A 17,232-nucleotide genomic window follows, 5' to 3' on the forward strand; every position below is an offset into this window, starting at 1 on the left:
CCAGGCGCGTAAAGAGGCGCTTGACCCCTGGCTGAACATCTACAACACTCAACGCCGCCACAGCGCACTCGACGGACTACCTCCGACCAGCCGCCTGTAACCAACGTCGTGGCCGAGTACATCTAGGCCACCGAGGTGTTGAAGATCAGGCCCAATCCGTACGTCGCGATCGCCGCGCCGTAGCCGATGGCCAGCTGGCGGAGGCCGCGAGCCAGCGGAGAGGCCCCGGAGAGCAGCCCGACCAGCCCGCCAGTGATCAGCAGGGCAACCCCGACCAGTGCCATGGCCACGACCATGGCCCAGATACCGCTCATGCCGATGAGGTACGGAAGGATCGGGATGACGGCGCCCGAGGCGAAGAAGCAGAAGCTCGAAGCCGCGGCTCCCAGGTCGGTACCCAGGGCCACGTGCTCGCCCGGGCCTTCTTCGTCCTCGGGTGCCGGATCCTTGAAGGACAATGACGGGTCGCAGTCACAGTCCAGGTGGCCCAGCCGTTCCTGCGCCCGGTGGGCGGCGGCCTCCGGCGACATCCCGCGGGCCTTGTAGATCAACTCGAGCTCATTGGCATCCAGATCGAGATCCGGCGCGACGGCCAGGGTCACCTGCGTGGGCGAGGAGGCCTCGAGCAGTTCACGCTGGGAGCGCACCGAGACGAACTCGCCGGCACCCATGGACAGCGCACCGGCCAGGAGACCGGCAATGCCCGTGAACAAGACCATGGTCGGGGCCATCCCCGTGGCCCCCGCGCCCATGACCAGAGCGAGGTTGGAGACCAGGCCGTCGTTGGCGCCGAAGACGGCGGCTCGGAAGTTACCCGAGAGCCGCTGCCGGCCGTCGTTGGCCAGGGCGCGAACGATCTCTTCGTGAACGGCCTCGTCCGCGGCCATGGCGGGAGGTGCGTCGGCGTCGCCGTCGTAGGGGGAGCGGGATTCGGCGCGCTGCAGCAACGCCAGGACGAAGACGGACCCGAAGTGCTCGGCGAGGAACATGAGGACCCGCGAACTGAGCGACGGGCCGACGGTGCGCTCGGCGTGCGGGCCGAGTTTGGTCTCCCAGTGCTGGGAATGGCGCCCTTCGGCGGCAGCGACCTGGAGGAGGATCTCCTGCTGCCGACCGGTGCTGGATTCACCCAGGCGGCGGTAGATCTCGGCCTCGGCGCGTTCGTCGGCGAGGTACTTGCGCCACCGGCGGATCTGGGCGGGAGTGGGCCCGACGGAGCCGTGGGCGGGCGCGATGGGTTGTTCAGCCATGGAGGAGTCCTTGTCTTCGCGGGAGTTCAGGTCCCGTGATCATCGATGGGATGCGGCACGCGGTGCCGATTCGAAGGTCTCGCTCGCCCGTCTCCGGGTGACCAGCCGGGACTCCTCCAAGAGATCCGGTGTGTCGACTGGCCGCTGCGCCACACCGGTTGCCCGGCGGGTGCGTGGAACTACTCCCCTTCGAGCCCGAAAGTTTACGGCAAGTGCCCACCACACGCATCGTGGCCTTGGTTACGTGCCGCATCCGCAGTGGGATGCCGCCGGGTTCACCGCCCGTGCAGAGGAATGACCTCGCCGCGCGCGGGGCGATCTGTAACGCTCAACGATTCCCGACCGACGTTCGTGGCAGACACCGGGTCGAAGCCGCCCAGTCCGTCCGGCGACGTACCCCACCGGAACCGGTAGGGGTCCTCGCACAGTCGGCCGAATCGCAGACCGTCGATCATGCGCTCGGCGGCGGTCACGGCGTCCAACGGGCCGGCGGTCCAGGGGCGGTCCCAGCTCGCGGGTTCCTCCCAGTCGCCTTCGTCGAAATAGGCCTCGTCAAGGGGCCAGGACGTGGCCGGGACGCTGACAGTGGTCGACAGCGCACAGGTCAGGCCCTCAGGGCCGCTGCCGGCCCAGGCCGAAGGTGAATTGCCGCGCACGGGTCGGTCGTACTTGAGCACGAGTTGGCTCTTCCACGGCAGTTCCGCGAGGTCCTGGGCGATCAGGTCGCGCAGTTCGTCCCAGACGGACTCCGGGATCTGCTCGGTGGGTACGTACGGGGTGATCAGTCCGATGCCGGGGTCATCCAGCCGCTGGATCTCCTGAGCCGCATCCGGTGCCGCGTTGCGTCCGGTCGCGTCCACCTCCGTTCCGTGGCGCGAGGGCACTTCCAATCCCAGGGAGGTGAGAGCGCTGTTCCACAGGCCGTTCCCCAGGCGGTAGGCGACTTCCGGCCAGGGCGCGGGCCAGGCGGGGGCCTCTTCCAGCCCTACCTGTCGGCCGAGTTCGGTGCGCATGCGCTCGTAGTCGTTCGGGGCCAGGGCGTACTTGCACCCGTCGGCCTGCGAGCGGCGCAGAGCCGCCACACGACCGAGGATGCGGCGGGTGGTGTCCCCGGAGGGGTCGAAAGCCGAGAACAACTGCTCGACGGCAGCGAACGTGGTTTCGTCCAGGGTGCAGGCCGCTTCGGCATCCGGTTCCAAACCCGCGATGCGCGCCACCGTCAGTTCCACGCCCACCCGGATCTGCGTCTCGGTGTAGAACGCGGTCATGGCCGCGGCCTCGTCCGCCGTGTACTTGGGGGAGAGCTGCACCAGGAGCTGATCGAGCAGTGCCGAGGACTCGTGGGGGTGCAGCAACAGGAAGCGGCGTCGAATCTGATCGGGCCGCAGCCCGCGATCGAGCATGTCGGCAACCAGTGCGCCGTGCCGATCTTCGAAGCGCGGGAGGCCGGTGGGTACCGTGTACACGTCCGGGACACCTCCTGGGGGATCGAGACTTCACGCTATTGCACCGCGGGGCGGAATTCACGTGCCAGAGCAACAGCGGCTGAAACCGTGGGGAAACGGCGCCAATGTGACGACGCCAAAAAGTTGACGTGTCATCATGCGCCCGAAGTTACCGGTTCGTCAAGATGTTTCAGCGCTCGAAAAGGGCCAGTACGTCCTGCTCCGTGAGGGCCGAGGAGAACGTGCCGTCGTCGTCCATGACCTGGTCGAACAGTTGGGCCTTCCGTTCCTTGAGTTCCATGACCTTCTCCTCGATGGTCCCGGCGGCCACCATGCGGTAGACCATCACCTTCCGGTCCTGACCGATGCGGTGTGCGCGGTCCACGGCCTGGTTCTCTGCCATGGGGTTCCACCACGGGTCCAGGAGGAAGCAGTAGTCCGCTTCCGTGAGGTTCAGACCGGTTCCACCGGCCTTGAGGGAGATCAGGAAGATCTTGGTGTGCCCGTCCCGGAACCGTTGGATGGCGCCGGTGCGGTCCCGGGTGGCCCCGTCCAGATACGAATAGGGGATGCCCAGCCGGTCCAGTCGCGCCGCAGCCAGTTTCAGAAAGCCCGTGAACTGGGAGAACACCAACGGGCGGTGGCCCTCCGCGACGATCTCCGGGAGGTGCTCGAACAAGGCCTCCAACTTGGAGGAATTGGTCTCGAGCTCCGGGTCGACCAGGGACGGGTCCAGGGCCATGAGCCGCAGTTTGGTCAGGGAGCTGAAGACGGTGAACCGGTTGCGGTTGAGTTCGGGCAACAGTTTGAGGACCTTGGAGCGTTCGCGCTGCAGGTGGAGGTCGTACAACTTGCGGTGCTCCTCCGTGAGCTGGACGCGCAGGGTCTGTTCCAGCTTGGGGGGCAGCTGGAGATCCACGGCGTCCTTGGTGCGGCGCAACATGAAGGGTGCGACCCGACGACGCAATCGGGCCAGGGCGTTGCGGTCACCGGAGACCTCGATCGGACGTTGGTAGTCCTCCACGAACTTCCTGCGGGACGGGAAGAGTCCCGGTGCGCTGAGGCCCAGCAGCGCCCACAGGTCAGTCAACCCGTTCTCCAACGGCGTTCCGGTCACTGCGATCGTGCTGCCCGCCCGGAGTTCCCGCGCCACGCGGTGGGCCTGGGTGCGCGGGTTCTTCAGGAACTGGGCCTCGTCCAGGACCACGGCTTCCCATTCGAGTTCGCGCCACAGCGCCTCGTCCAGCCGCAGCAGGGCGTAGGAGGTCACGACGACGTCGTTCTCCGCGCCCAGAGCGCGGGGCTGCTCACCCGAACCGTTCGCGGTGCCCGTGGCTGCCGCAACCCGCAGGCCCGGGGCGAACTTCTGGATCTCGGTGACCCAGTTGGGAACCACGGAGGTGGGGGCGATCACCAGGAACGGCTTGGGGGCGCCGGTGCGGTTCTCCAGGGCCCGGAGGAACATGGCGATGACCTGAAGGGTCTTGCCCAGGCCCATGTCGTCGGCCAGGATGCCGCCCAGGCCGAGGTCGTGAAGCGCGCACAGCCAGCGGTAACCGTCCACCTGGTACGGGCGCATCCGGGCGTTCAGACCGGCGGGCAGTGGAACGGGATCGACGGGTTCTCGCGTGGCCAGCCGGGTCACGGCCTCCGTCCAGGAGCTCACGGCCTCGCTGCGGTCGGAGAGTTCCTCGAGGTCCTGCCACAGTCCGAGCTGGTGCTTGGAGATGCGTAGCTGGTCATTCGGGGCGTCCTGCAGGGAGCGGGCTTCACGCAGGAGCTCGCGGAGGTGTTCGAAGCGTGGTGCATCCAGGGCGAACCAGGTGCCGTCGGGCAGCATCATGACGTCCTGGCCCTGAGCCAGGGCCCTGAAGACATCGGCGAAGGGCACGTAGAACTGACCCACGCGCACGGTGACCCCGAGGTCGAACCAGTCACGGTGGTCACTTGGCAGCGTGGAGACCGTGATTTCCGGTGGTTCCTCGGAGGGCTTGTACGCCGGGGCGGTGCCCCGGGTCTCAATGCGCAGGTCGTGGACCTTTTCCAGGTCCGGGAGCCAGTCCCGGAGGAGGACCACGGCGTCGTACCCCACGTAGGCCGAGCGACGGAACTCCAGGTCCGGGATCCGGCGAGTGACGGCCTTGGTCATGGCCGTCTCCCACGTGGATTCGCGTTTGACGGGTTCCGTGCCCAGCGGATCCGCGGGACGGAAGGGGAGGCGAATGCGCTGTCCCGCCTGGCTGTACTCCCATTCCCACTCCAACCGCACCGTGAGGTCGTCGTGGGTCACGGTCAGGACCATTTCCGGGGAGGCGACTTCCGGGAGCTCAATGGACCCGTCGTCGTTGGTCAGGCCGATCCGCTGGTGCAGGCGGGGGAACCAGCGGTCCAGGAATTCCTGGATCTCCTCGCGCGGGACGGTGACCTCCCGGGCCGATTCCAGGAACTGGCGCTGCTCGCGGGTCAGTCGTGTGCCCAGCGGTACCAGGGCCAGCGCGAAGGTGTTGAGGTCCTCTGTCCTGCTCACGGATTCCTGATCGGTGTCCGGGAAGAACAGCCCGTGACCCGGTGCCCCGACGATTCCGGCCGCGTCCAGGGGGAGGTGCCGGCGGTCCTCGGCCTCACCCATCACGACCTCCGGGCGCAGCACCAGGTTCTCCTGGTCGTCGTGGACGAGGTCGATCTGGAACCGACCCGGACCCATCACGGTCACGGGACGCGCGTGGCCCTTGGTGACGAATTCGATCTCCAGTTCCGGGGCTCGCGCGAGCAGCGACCACAGCACGGGGGATTCGTAGTGCTCCAGGTAGATCCAGTGCCGGTCGTGGACCACGTGGCGGGAACGAACGGTCGCCAACGCCCGGACCTCGTCGAACCAGTCCGCCTGTTCGGCGGTCAGCAAGCCCGAGACGCCGGCTTCGACCACCTTGTCCCAGTCCAGGCCGCTCCGTATCCAGGTGCCACGGCGTCCCCGCCGGACCGGGCGCATCCCCAACGAGAACGGGGCGCCGGCGGTTTCACGGCGTACGCGGCGCAGGGTCGGCAGTTGCAGATCGAACTCGAGGCCGATCGCAGGCCCTTCGTACTCGAGGTCCTCGACCTCCTGGGCCAGGGCGTCGTCGTCGAACACGGAGGCCAGGGCGCGTTGCCATGACGACGTGCGGCGCCCCTCGGGGGGTTCGGCGGCAGAAGTGGTCATTCTGGTCATTCTAGGACTCGGCAATCCACGGCGAACACCGGCGCGGGCCCCGCCTCTCGCACATATACTCATGACCCGTCCCCACCGATCTCAGCGCCCGCGGCCCCGCGGTCGCCGTGCGCGCGGGACGACGACGCAAAGAGCATCACAGCGGCGCGATCGCCGCAGACGGAGGGCGCAGTGACAGAGACCAATTCGCTTGCTCTCGGCCAACACCGCATCGCGCGCAACGATGCCGAGGCTGGGTACCTCAAGTGGAATGACGCCGTCTGTGCGGCATTCTTCGGAGAGCACAAGGCGGGGGAACTGGTCTTCCTGGATCTGGACGAGAAGGCCCTGGCGCAGATCGGCCAGGACCACGGGCTGGACGGCCCGGCCACCCTGCGCGCCATCGCAGACTCCGTCACGCCGTTGCTGGTCCTGGACGGCTCCCGTACTCCCGTTTTCGAGGCCTTCACGCGCCTGACCACCCTTTGGTACCGCGACTCCCGACGACAGCTGGACACCCTGTCCGAACTGGCCCCGCCGCCCGTCGTCGCGCTGTTGGCGCTGTTCGCGCTCGCCGGGCGGCACACCTCCCGCCTGGCGTCGCAGACCGGTAACAAGTCGGCCTCCGCCTTCTACCTGCCGTTGGCCGTGCTGCTGCAGGCTGGCCAGGACACCAAGGCCCTGGAGGCCTCCTTCAAGAAGGACACGGAGGCCTATTGGGACGCGCTGCGGTACTGGCTGGAACTGCGCGACGGCGAAGTCGGGCTGCCCGTCGGCGACGCACTCAACCAGCGCCCCGTGGGTCTGGCCCTGTCCCAGACCTTGCTGGGGGACTCCGAGCGCCGCCAGCTGCACCAGATGTTCGCCGACATGCAGCTCACCACGGCTCAAGGGCTCTCGCCCGAGGAACTGGGTGTGTACGTGGATTTCTGGTTGGACGTGGCGGACACGGACGTGTCCAAGTCGATGCGTCAGATCTGGTCCACGTCCGTCACCCGCTACCCGGGCCTTGAGGTTGCCCGCGCCGAGCTGGCCCGCTGGGAGAAGTCGCGTGCCGAGGCCGGCGGGCCCACGCCCGTCACCCGCTCCGTCTCGAGCAAGCCCGGGCAGCACTCGGCCTCCTTGGCCCTGGTGGATTCGATGGACTACATCGGAAACAAGGTCTTCGAGTTCGGGTTCGTGGTGCCCAAGCGATTCATGACCGAGCGCGAGGTCGAACTGGAGACCACGGCCGGGCCCCGCACGCTGTTCCTGTCCTACATCGGCGACGCCTACCTGGGGATCTCGGCCCTGACCGCGCGCATCGAACCGGCATCCCTCCTGGAGGGTGAGCTGCGGCTCTCCGCCGGGGCACACCGGTTCGACCGGACGGCGCGGCCCGTCGTCGTCTTCGCCAAGGACGCGTTCTCGGACACCTTCATCTCCGTGGACCACATCCCCGCGGCCTGGCCCTGCCGGGTCCTGGTGCGCGAAGACGAGGCCATGTTGAGCCAGATGCGTTCGATCCTGGACGACTCGGCCTCCCCGGACTACACCTTCGTGCCCGCAGGAACCGGCGGGCTGCCGGAGGGCTGGGCGATGTTCGACGACGTCCAGGTGCTGCGAGCCGGTAACCCCGAACTGACCGTCAACGACAACTTCTCCGGGCTGGTCCCGCGGTTGGTGCCCACGGTCCGTCTGTCAGGTGGTCTGCGCATTCCCGGCGACGTGGTCCGGTGGTCGGCCCAGCGCCCGCCGCAGATCACCGTGGTGTCCGACACGGACGAGCCCCTGACGCTGGACGTGGAGTGGCGTCACCCGGAAACCTTCCGCCTCCAGCGCCACAAGCTCGCCGAGGGTCTGGTCCCGCCGTTCCAGATCTCGACGGACGGGACCCCCATGGCCAGCGCCTCCGGCGGGTTGAAGCCCAACGACTACGTGCTGGTGCTCAAGGCCGGACGCACGGTCAAACAACGTATGCCCTACTCCGTGCGTGACACGTCGTTCTACATGACCCAGCGTTCCCTGGGCTACGAGGGCGAGATGGTCCACACGGACGACGACGCACTGTGGCCCGTGACCGCGTCCACCGTCGCCGAACTGCCCGACGAGTACGTCCAGGGCGCCTTCAACAATCTGGATCCTGTCCAGATGCCCGAGGCGAACGTGGCCGCGGTGGAGCTGCCCACGGTCCCGGGATGGCATTCGGCCGAGGGGCAGTTGCTGGTGGCCCGGGAGAACGTCCTGCCCGCCCACGAGGGCGCATCCTGCCTGGCCTCGGGCAAGCACCGCATCATCCTTCCCCCCATGGACCCCAAGGCCAAGGCGCCGTGGGTCTTCGGCCGGTGCCGGGACTGCGGGTTGGAGAAGCGCTACCCGGGCCGGCTGACCAAGCTCTCTGCGGTCTCCGAGGTCGGGTCCGTGGAATCGCTGCAGTTCATCGGCCCGGACGAGGGGGATCACCCCACGTCCTGGGGTCCGTTCAAGGACGCCCTGACGTTCCTGGGTGGTGGCAAGCGGTCGACCCTGTCGATCGTGGCCCGTCAACTGGTGGACACGGAACGGTTCGAGGAATGGTTCGTGGGGCACCTCCAAGCCCTCGGATTCCTCGAGGTCATCCGGGACGAGAACTGGGTGGTGCGTCGCTGGCAGGTGTGCTCGCCCGCGCTCACCCGGCTCGTGGACGGGTCGATCCTGCTGAGCGGAGGATGGACGCCGGACAAGGAAGAACTGGTTGCCCAGGCCGCCGAATCCCAGGGTGGCGCGTTGGTGACGCTCTCACCCGAGGACCATGCGTCGTCGTTGGTCCAGGACGTGGACCTGGAACAGCTCCAGGAGGCGCTGCCCGAGGGGCTGTGCGACGTGGTGTACGAGGCGGGCCCGGTCATGCTGGACACGCTGGCGCCGCTGTCCTCCGTGGAAGCGGGGCTGGCTCGCACGGAGATGCAGTACAACGGGGTCGCGGAGCTGTTCGAGCCGGCCGATGCCACTTGGCAGGCCACGACCGACCGTGAGCAGCCTGGCCTGTACCGGATCAACCACCATCACCGGACCCGGTACGTGTTCCGAACCGTCGACGACGTCGCTTCCGGTCACGGCAGGCGCGTGAGCTCCGGTCTGGGCAAGCATCTGGCGGCCCGGCAGGCGGGCAACCCGCTGGTCTCCTGGGACGAGGACCTGCAGTTGCTCTCGGTGCCGATCGGGGCAGAACTGCCCGGTCTGTACGCCCGCGCGACGGTGCTCTGCTCGGGTGTCCTGCCGACGCGCGTGGACGAGGACTTCTCCCTGAACTACGGGGACGTCTCGGAAGACTTCGCCCGCGTCCTGGTGGCCAAGTTGATGGGGTGACGGGCGTGGCGAGGTGTAGTCAGCGGTCAGGAGGCCCCTGATTTTCCAGACGATTCAACCGGCGGGAAATCTTGGGGAGGTAGATCAACGTCATGACGGAAGCCAGAACCACCACTATAAAGCAGCCCAGGACGAGGATGAGGATGACGCTTTCAATCACATCGGGTGTCAGCACGTTCGTCAGGCCTCCTCAGGAAAATAGTAGGAGTGCCCCGCATTCTACGCAGGATGGGCCCAAGCGCCAGCCCCTCGGAAGTGGCCAATCCCGTTTCGCGTGCACCTAATCGTCCGGAACATGGTTCGATGCATTCCCAGAGCCGGAATCTGCACCTAACCATGTTCTCCACGACGGGCGATACCGGTGCGCCTCCAACCGTTCGATATCCTTGTGAGGATATCGGGGTCCGTGACCCGCGAGTTCAGAATGCCGTTCTGGACCGCATTCTGGCGCCCCGACCGGTGAGGATCCACGCCTTCTCGTAATGGGTGATGAGCTGGTCCCCGATGGCTGACCAGGTGCGATTCTCCACCGTGGCGCGGGCGGCGCGGGAGAATGCCGTTCGTTTGGTGGTGTCGCCCAACAGGTCCTCGACGCTTGCCCGCAACTGCCCGAGATTGCCCGGCTCGTACAACCAGCCGTTACGGGATTGATCGACCAGGTCGATGGGGCCACCCCGCCCCGTGGCAACCACGGGCACACCCGAGGCCATGGCCTCCTGGATTGTTTGACCGAATGTCTCGAATTCTCCGGGGTGTACGAAAACGTCGAAAGAGGCCATGGACCTGGCCAGTTCCTCGCCCGTTTGGAAACCCGCAAAGTACGCGTTAGGCAGCTGTTTCTCGAGTGCTTCACGGTCCGGGCCGGAACCCACCACCACCACACGTGCCCCGGGAATGGAGTCGAGGACTCGCAGGTCCTCGACCTGCTTCTCGGGAGCCAACCGACCCACGTAACCGATCAGCAGGTCGTCACCCGCCGCGCGTCGTCGCCACTGCTCGTCACGCTTGGCGGGATCGAAACGCCCGGCATCGACGCCGCGGCGCCACATGTGGGTGCGCTCGACGCCGTGGCGGCTCAGCTGGTCGATGGCCACGGTGGAGGGAGCAAGAGTGAGGGTGGCCAGATTGTGCATGGTGCTCACGTGCTGCCACAGGACCTCCTCCAGGAACGGGGCCCCGTACCGAGTGGCGTAACCCGGCACCTCCGTCTGATAGACGGCCACGGTGGGCAGCGACATCTGATGGGCGGCCTGGATCGCCCGCCACCCGAGCACGAACGGTGAGGCGACGTGGACGACGTCGGGACCGAAGCGGGTGAGGATCTTGCGGAGACGTTGCACGCTGCCGCCCGCCACCCGAACCTCCGGGTACCCGGCCAGTGGGAAGGCCGGCAGGCGATGCACGGGGACTCCGGTGAGGCTCGGAGCGCCGGCCGCAGGTCCGTCCAGGGCTTCGACGGTGGGGACGAGCTGAAGGGGGTCTGCGGCCGGGGCCACCACCATGACCTCATGACCTCGGTTTCGGAGATGCTCCAGAACCCGGATGACCGAATGGGTCACGCCGTTCATGTGGGGGAGGAACTGTTCGGCGATCACGGCAACTCTCACACTTGCGATGGTCGGTCGCCCACATCTCGCCGTACCGACCCGCGCGTGGCATCGGGGTGAAAGAACCGTGAACAAGTACACGTCGCCTGGCCCCCGGGCGACCGGGGGTTGCCGGTCAACCGTGCGACCATAGAGGCGATGTCGAACGCCGCGCCCACTTCCTCTCAGACTCTTCCCCGCAGCCCACGCGACCGTGGAGGGGCGGACCGGAAACCCCACGTCGCGTGGGGCAAGGGTGTGGTTCCCGGTGTGTTGATCGCGCTCGGGTCCTTGGCCGTCGTGGAACTCGTGGTCCTGCTGTCCGTGATCGCCGGAGGATTTGCGGACCTGGGCTGGGTCCCGGGCCTGGGGCTGGGCGGTCAACTGTGGTTGCTGTCGCTCGGGGTACCGCTGGATGTCTCCGTCGCACCGTTGGAGGGCGCCGGACCGGTGGCTCAGACCGTGACGTTGGCACCCCTCGGGCTCAGCCTCCTGACCGCGTCCATGGCCTTCCTGGCCGGGGCCCGCATGGCGCGCCGGGCTCCGTCGGGCGCCGGGCTGGCGGGGGTCGTCCTCACGACGGCCGTGGTGCACGCGGCGGTGGCGGCCCTGGTGGCGGCAGTGACCGCCTCACGGGCCGCGGCTGCGTCGCCGTGGAGCGCAGTGGCCTTCGGGGGGCTGATCGTCCTTGCCTTCACCGCTGCAGGTGCCCTGGTCGCTGGAGGCACGCCCGCGGCACTGGTCGGAGCACGTGCCGTGGAGACGGCACGTCAAGCCGGTCAGGACATGCGGTGGGCGGGTTCCTACCTGTGGGCAGTGCTGCGTGCGGCGTGGGTTGCGATGGTGGCCGCCGTGGCCGTCGGCGCACTGGTCCTGGCGTTCGCGCTCACCCTCGGGTGGCAGCAGGTGATCGCGATCCAGCAGCAGCTCGGTTCGGACGCCGCCGGTGACACCGTGTTCGCGGTGCTGCACGTGGCCCTGCTGCCGAACTTCCTGGTCTGGGCCCTGTCCTGGGCATCAGGTGCGGGGTTCTACCTGGGTGAGGGGTCGCTGGTCTCTCCTGCCGGGACCAATGCCGAGACCATCCCTCTCCTGCCGATCCTCGGAGCCCTCCCGCCGCAGGACGCTCCCACGGTGCTGGCCGCAGCGCCCGTCCTGGTGGTGCTCTGCGGGTTGCTCGCCGGGTGGTGGTTCGTCCGCGAGGGGGAGAACCACCTGGGTGAGTGGATCGCCATCCGTATCCCGTGGCGGGTGGTCTCCGCTCCCGTGGTCGTGGTGGTCTCCGGTCTGGTCATCGGTGCCGCGACGGCCGTCTTGGCGGCCGCATTGGCCGGACTGGCGTCCGGTTCACTCGGGTTGGGGCGCTTGAGCCTGGTGGGACCGCAGACCTGGGAGATGGCATTGGCCGTGGGGATCGAGGTCGCCGTCGGTGCCGCCGTCGGAGTTGCGGTGGCTCCCTGGGTCGAGCAGGGGCGGACTCTGGCGGCCACTGGGGTGAACTCGGCGCCGCCCGCCGATGTTTCCCCCCGTGTAACTGAGGCTCCGCACGAACCCGCCGCGTCGACGATCGAGACCCCTGCACTCCTCGAGATGGGCCCGACCACGGGGGAGGAGGGCCGGCCCGACCCGACGACGGCGGACGGCGGCCCGGAGGAGAGCCGCGGCGGTTCGACGGCGACCGCCAAGGGCAAGTCAAAGGTCTCGCGTGGAGCCCGGGAACGTGACCGGGAAGCCAAGCGCCGCGAGGACATCGCCCGGAAGCAGCAGGAGCGAAGCCTCCAGGCCGACCGCAAGGCCCAGAAGCGCTACGCCGCGGCGGAGAAGCGCAGGGCCCGGCGCAAGGCGGCACGCGACCGCTGAGACCGGCGGGTCAGCACGCGGTCATTCGAGCCCCGGAAGCAGGATCCCCTCGAGGTTGTTCTCCATGTCCTGCTGGCACCCGGCCTGCCCGGAGATGGTGACCGAGTCCGTCATGCACCGTTCGTAGGTGGAGACGGTGTCCCAGAACGCGAGCCGCACGCCGCCGGTCACCAGGCCGAAGCCGGCCACCGCCATGGCGACCAACGCCGAGAACACGATCACCGCGCGTCGTTCGGCCAGCCGCAGGCGCACCAGGGCGACGACGGCGAAGAAGATCCCTGCGACTCCCGCGACCATGCCCGCCACGGTCATCCACAACGGGCCGCTGGTCATGAACATCGACGCTCCGGCCGCGAACAGGGCCAACAGCGCCGTGTTGAGCGGTCGCCGAGACGGACCGTCCACCGGTCCCTCGGGTCCTGAACCCTGATCCCGCCCGTCCACGGAATCCGACCCGGAGGTCTCCGGCCGACGGGGAGGGCTGGGCGGGGGTTTGGAGGGAGCGGAACTCATGGGTCCACTGTAGGCGGTTGTCTCAGATGGCCCGGGGCGCTCGCAGCGCCGGAGGTTAGGATCGCCCCATGCGTATCGTTGCACTCGTCTCCGGGTCCGGAACCACTTTGCAAGCACTCCTGGACGCCGTGGCAGCGGGGCGCATCGACGCGACGGTCGTGGCCGTCGGGGCGGACAAGGACTGCCACGGGCTCGAACGTGCCCAGGCGGCCGGAGCCGCGACGTTCGTCGTGGAACCGGCCGAGCACCCTGACCGGCCGACCTGGAACCGGGCCCTCCAGGAGATCGTGGCGGGCCATCAACCCGATCTGGTTCTGTTGGCCGGGTTCATGAGGATCCTCGACGAAGAATTCGTGACCGCTTTCGCACCGGCACTGATCAACACGCACCCCGCGCTGCTGCCGTCCTTCCCGGGGGCCCACGGCGTGCGGGACGCCCTGGCACACGGGGTGAAGATCACCGGCGCCACGGTCCACCGGGTGGTCCCCGAGGTCGACGCCGGGCAGATCCTGGGCCAGGTCGCGGTGCCCGTCCTGCCCGAGGACGACGAGGCGACCTTGCACGAACGCATCAAGATGGCCGAACGCGAGCTCTTCGTCGACGTCGTCGCCGAATTGTGCGCCGACGCCGACGCACAATGACTCGGTCCGGGTGCGTCGTAGACTGACAGCGGCCCGATGCTAGAGCGCTCGGGTTGACCGTGCATCAACGGTTCACATCCGCACCGAACGCCAACCTCGGGAGCTGCATCACGTGACGAACGACCAGGTCCGAGCACCGATCAAACGAGCTTTGATCTCCGTCTACGACAAGACCGGATTGGAGGAACTGGCAGCCGGACTGCACCGAGAGGGCGTCTCCATCGTGTCCACGGGCTCCACGGCAAAGCGCATCGCGGACTCGGGCGTCCCCGTCACGGAGGTCGCCGATCTGACCGGCTTCCCCGAATGCCTCGAAGGCCGCGTCAAGACCCTCCACCCGCGGGTCCACGCCGGGATCCTGGCGGACCGGCGCAAGGAGGACCACGTCACGCAGCTGGCCGACCTGGGGGTCGAGCCCTTCGACCTGGTGGTGGTCAACCTCTACCCGTTCGTGGACACGGTCAAGTCCGGTGCGGGCCAGGACGCCGTGATCGAACAGATCGACATCGGCGGCCCCTCCATGGTTCGCGCGGCGGCCAAGAACCACCCGTCGGTCGCGGTCGTGGTGGACCCGACGCGCTACGACGACGTCCTCCAGGCCACCCAGGACGGCGGCTTCGACCTGGCCGCACGACGGCGCCTGGCGGCGGCGGCCTTCGCCCACACCGCCGCCTACGACACCGCGGTGGCCACCTGGTGCCAGGAACAGTTCCCGGAGGACGCCGGTGCGAACGCAGACGGTGCGGCGCTGACCTTCCCGCCCTACGCGGGCCTGGCCTTCGAGCGCGCGGAGACGCTGCGCTACGGCGAGAACCCGCATCAGGATGCCGCTCTCTACGTGGATCACGCGGCGTCCCCGGGCATCGCCCAGGCCGAGCAACTGCAGGGCAAGGCCATGTCCTACAACAACTACGTGGACGCGGATGCCGCGCTTCGTGCGGTCTACGACTTCACCGAACCCGCTGTGGCCGTGGTCAAGCACAACAATCCCTGTGGCCTGGCGGTGGCCGACCGCGATGCCGAGGATCCCGTGGCGAATGCCCACCTCAAGGCCCACGCGTGCGACCCGCTCTCCGCCTACGGCGGCGTGATCGCGGTCAACGCCACGGTCACCGCCGGGATGGCGGCGGGGGTCAAGCCGATCTTCACGGAGGTCATCGTCGCCCCGGACTTCGAGCCCGAGGCGCTCGAGATCCTGAGCAGCAAGAAGAACCTGCGAGTCCTCCGTCTTCCGGAGGGCTTCGACCGGGACCCGCTGGACTACCGACAGATCTCCGGGGGTGCTCTCCTGCAGATCACCGACCGCGTCCAGGCCGAAGGCGACGACCCGGCCAACTGGCAACTGGTGGCCGGTGAGGCGGCGGACGAGGCCACACTGGCCGACCTGGCCTTCGCCTGGACGGCACTGCGCCCCGTCAAGTCGAACGCGATCCTGCTGGCGCAGGACGGTGCCACGGTCGGCATCGGCATGGGCCAGGTCAACCGCGTGGACTCCTGCCGCCTGGCCATCGAGCGGGCCAACACCCTTGCGGAGGACGGAACGCCGCGCGCCCAGGGTGCCGTGGCCGCGTCGGATGCATTCTTCCCCTTCGCCGACGGCCTCCAGGTGCTCCTGGAGGCAGGGATCAGGGCTGTGGTGCAGCCGGGCGGCTCGATTCGCGACGACGAGGTGGTGGCCGCCGCTCAGGAGGCCGGGGTGACCATGTACTTCACGGGAGCCCGCCACTTCTTCCACTGAGGCCTGTGGGGCTTAAGCCTCTGCGCTCAGGTTCCTAGGGCACGGGTCCCGACAGCTGGGCGTCAGCCGACGTCGGCCTCCGCGACCACGGCGTCCCTGAGCGCCGCGCGCAGGTCGGCGGGGCTGCTGTCCGTGAGATGACTTCCCCCCGTCGCCTCGGAGATCCTGGACAATGAGTCGTCCCCAGGTCCGGCGCCCGTCTCGCCGCTTGTCTCCACGGTGATGATGACGACGGGTCGGGCGGGGTCTTGTTCCGAGCCCAGGTGCTTGAGCAACCGGTCGAGCGGAACGGACTCATCCACGTCGTCCTCATGCGGGCCCGCCGCATTCGGCGACGACCCGCGCTCGCCGTCGGAGATCAAGACCACCGCGTTGAGCTGGCCGGTCTTGAAGTTCTCCTGTTGGTACCGGAAGGCCGCCAAAGTGCTCTGGTGCAGTTCGGTGTGGCCGCCGGACCTGGGACTGCGAGTGGACAAGTTGTCTCGGAGGGTCGCTCGTTGGGTCTTGCCATCCACGGTCTCCCAGATCTCGGTCGCAGGCTTCTGGAACCGCGCCGGGACCGTCACCGCGTCCGGGTCCGGGGTCTCCCCCTGGGGCGTCCGGTAGTGCGCCGCGGCCAAGACCCGTTGTCCGTCGTCGGAACGGAGCCAGCCTTGGACCTCGTCGGCAGCGTCGGGCAGGAGTGCTGTCGAGTCGCCGCTTTCCCACGGAATCACCAGGGGGAAATCCAGGAAAGCGGTTCCCGACGCCGGGGTCACGGCCGTGAGCTGGTCGCCCCCGGCCTTGGCTCGGCCGGTGAGGAAGGCCCGTTCTGAGACCACAGCGCGCGTCCCGTTGTCGCGCACGTCAGCCAGCAGTTCCGGTGCCAGGAGAACGGGGCTGTCCACCCCCTGCGTGGTGGCGCGAGGAGTCAGGGCTCTCACCGCGCTCTCTTCGGAGACCGCTCCCGTGTCGACGTCGTGGGCAACCCCCTGGAGGGCGGCAAAGGCGCCCGCATCCACCGCCGGGTCACTCATGAGCAGTGACTCGTCCGCCAGCACCTCGCTCCAGGTTTCGGGGACCTCGACCTGGTCCCTACCCACGACCACCGCTGGGGAACTGGCCAGGGACGGGGTGTGGATCAGGACCTCGGAGCCGATGGACGATTCCGACAACCGCGCAGTGGAGTCCGGGATCCACAACTGTTCACCCAGCTCACCCGCCTCCGCGCGGGCTGCCGTCTGGGAACTGGACTCGGCCACGATCTCCAGCTGGATGCAGCTCTGCCCGTCCACGGGCTTGTTTCTGAGGATCTCCGCCATGGGTTGTTCGGTCACCACGACCACCGGCCGAAGTTCCTTGCAGGAATCCGGTACTGCTCCACGGTCCCGGTCACTCTGGATGACGCTCAGCAACCCACCCGCTCCCACGACCACGAAGACTCCGGCACCCAGGGCTGCCCTACGGAGCCCTGCCCTTCTCTTCTCCGCCTCACGCCGGGCACGGAGGGTCTGCGAATACGGCACTGGGTCGGTTTCCTTCACGGGGGGATGAGGAACGGGGGCACATGACGGGCCACCGGGGGAGTGGCACCATCAATCATGCACGTACATCTACTTGATCAGTGTGGCACCGGGCCGGGGTGGGTGTCTCATTGACGCGACACGTTGCGGTGCCCGGAGGGAAACCACGGACGTCTACCCACG

Annotated in this window: 12 protein-coding genes; 5 read left to right on the forward strand and 7 right to left on the reverse strand. The window is 68.1% G+C overall.

The genetic code is table 11. From position 1 onward, the window contains the following. On the forward strand, window positions 1–100 hold a 100-nt coding region (locus EDL96_RS11520; protein WP_148079895.1), incomplete at its 5' end, for an integrase core domain-containing protein. A 22-nt stretch (window positions 101–122) separates the two neighbouring features. On the opposite strand, the gene EDL96_RS11525 is transcribed toward EDL96_RS11520, so the two are convergent. The 3 genes from EDL96_RS11525 to EDL96_RS11535 all read right to left on the reverse strand — a co-directional run bounded on the left by EDL96_RS11525 (window position 123) and on the right by EDL96_RS11535 (window position 5,894). Next, window positions 123–1,250: a VIT1/CCC1 transporter family protein gene (locus EDL96_RS11525; protein ID WP_123826284.1), complete on the reverse strand. Its 1,128-nt coding sequence runs from the start codon at window positions 1,248–1,250 to the stop codon at window positions 123–125. Between the two features lie 275 nt (window positions 1,251–1,525). After that, window positions 1,526–2,716 (reverse strand): hypothetical protein, encoded by a 1,191-nt coding sequence (locus tag EDL96_RS11530; RefSeq protein WP_123826286.1) that lies wholly within the window; start codon window positions 2,714–2,716, stop codon window positions 1,526–1,528. A 169-nt stretch (window positions 2,717–2,885) separates the two neighbouring features. Next, a complete protein-coding gene (locus EDL96_RS11535) occupies window positions 2,886–5,894 on the reverse strand; it encodes a DEAD/DEAH box helicase (RefSeq protein WP_123826288.1) in 3,009 nt (1,002 codons plus the stop codon). A gap of 180 nt (window positions 5,895–6,074) precedes the next feature. Here EDL96_RS11535 and EDL96_RS11540 point away from each other — a divergent pair, with 180 nt between their 5' ends. Continuing rightward, window positions 6,075–9,209 (forward strand): hypothetical protein, encoded by a 3,135-nt coding sequence (locus EDL96_RS11540; RefSeq protein ID WP_123826290.1) that lies wholly within the window; start codon window positions 6,075–6,077, stop codon window positions 9,207–9,209. 19 nt (window positions 9,210–9,228) lie between these two features. Here the strand turns inward: EDL96_RS11540 and EDL96_RS13385 are convergent, their stop codons facing one another. Together EDL96_RS13385 and EDL96_RS11545 are read right to left on the reverse strand one after the other, a co-directional pair. Then, window positions 9,229–9,384 (reverse strand): hypothetical protein, encoded by a 156-nt coding sequence (locus EDL96_RS13385; RefSeq protein ID WP_158609605.1) that lies wholly within the window; start codon window positions 9,382–9,384, stop codon window positions 9,229–9,231. Window positions 9,385–9,628: 244 nt separating this feature from the next. After that, entirely contained in the window at window positions 9,629–10,816 is a 1,188-nt protein-coding gene (locus tag EDL96_RS11545) for a glycosyltransferase family 4 protein (protein WP_123826292.1), read from the reverse strand. A gap of 138 nt (window positions 10,817–10,954) precedes the next feature. Here EDL96_RS11545 and EDL96_RS11550 point away from each other — a divergent pair, with 138 nt between their 5' ends. Further along, a complete protein-coding gene (locus tag EDL96_RS11550; protein WP_123826294.1) occupies window positions 10,955–12,655 on the forward strand; it encodes a cell division protein PerM in 1,701 nt (566 codons plus the stop codon). Window positions 12,656–12,676: 21 nt separating this feature from the next. Here the strand turns inward: EDL96_RS11550 and EDL96_RS11555 are convergent, their stop codons facing one another. Next, a complete protein-coding gene (locus EDL96_RS11555) occupies window positions 12,677–13,168 on the reverse strand; it encodes a hypothetical protein (protein ID WP_123826296.1) in 492 nt (163 codons plus the stop codon). 68 nt (window positions 13,169–13,236) lie between these two features. Here EDL96_RS11555 and purN point away from each other — a divergent pair, with 68 nt between their 5' ends. Continuing rightward, on the forward strand, window positions 13,237–13,809 hold the full coding sequence (purN, locus tag EDL96_RS11560) for a phosphoribosylglycinamide formyltransferase (RefSeq protein ID WP_123826298.1): 573 nt from the start codon (window positions 13,237–13,239) through the stop codon (window positions 13,807–13,809). A gap of 112 nt (window positions 13,810–13,921) precedes the next feature. Further along, window positions 13,922–15,547 (forward strand): bifunctional phosphoribosylaminoimidazolecarboxamide formyltransferase/IMP cyclohydrolase, encoded by a 1,626-nt coding sequence (gene purH / locus EDL96_RS11565; RefSeq protein ID WP_123826300.1) that lies wholly within the window; start codon window positions 13,922–13,924, stop codon window positions 15,545–15,547. 62 nt (window positions 15,548–15,609) lie between these two features. Here the strand turns inward: purH and EDL96_RS11570 are convergent, their stop codons facing one another. Beyond that, window positions 15,610–17,052 (reverse strand): substrate-binding domain-containing protein, encoded by a 1,443-nt coding sequence (locus tag EDL96_RS11570; protein WP_123826302.1) that lies wholly within the window; start codon window positions 17,050–17,052, stop codon window positions 15,610–15,612. Window positions 17,053–17,232: the final 180 nt, after the last annotated feature.

The organism is Kocuria soli, from assembly GCF_003797835.1.
Classification (GTDB): Bacteria; Actinomycetota; Actinomycetes; order Actinomycetales; family Micrococcaceae; genus Kocuria; species Kocuria soli.

What these genes read in the sequence shown, in the direction of transcription:
- EDL96_RS11525 (WP_123826284.1), bottom strand. Translation starts at nt 1,250, where the DNA reads ATGGCTGAACAACCCATCGCGCCCGCCCACGGCTCCGTCGGGCCCACT.
- EDL96_RS11535 (WP_123826288.1), bottom strand. Translation starts at nt 5,894, where the DNA reads ATGACCACTTCTGCCGCCGAACCCCCCGAGGGGCGCCGCACGTCGTCA.
- EDL96_RS11550 (WP_123826294.1), top strand. Translation starts at nt 10,955, where the DNA reads ATGTCGAACGCCGCGCCCACTTCCTCTCAGACTCTTCCCCGCAGCCCA.
- EDL96_RS11555 (WP_123826296.1), bottom strand. Translation starts at nt 13,168, where the DNA reads ATGAGTTCCGCTCCCTCCAAACCCCCGCCCAGCCCTCCCCGTCGGCCG.
- purN (WP_123826298.1), top strand. Translation starts at nt 13,237, where the DNA reads ATGCGTATCGTTGCACTCGTCTCCGGGTCCGGAACCACTTTGCAAGCA.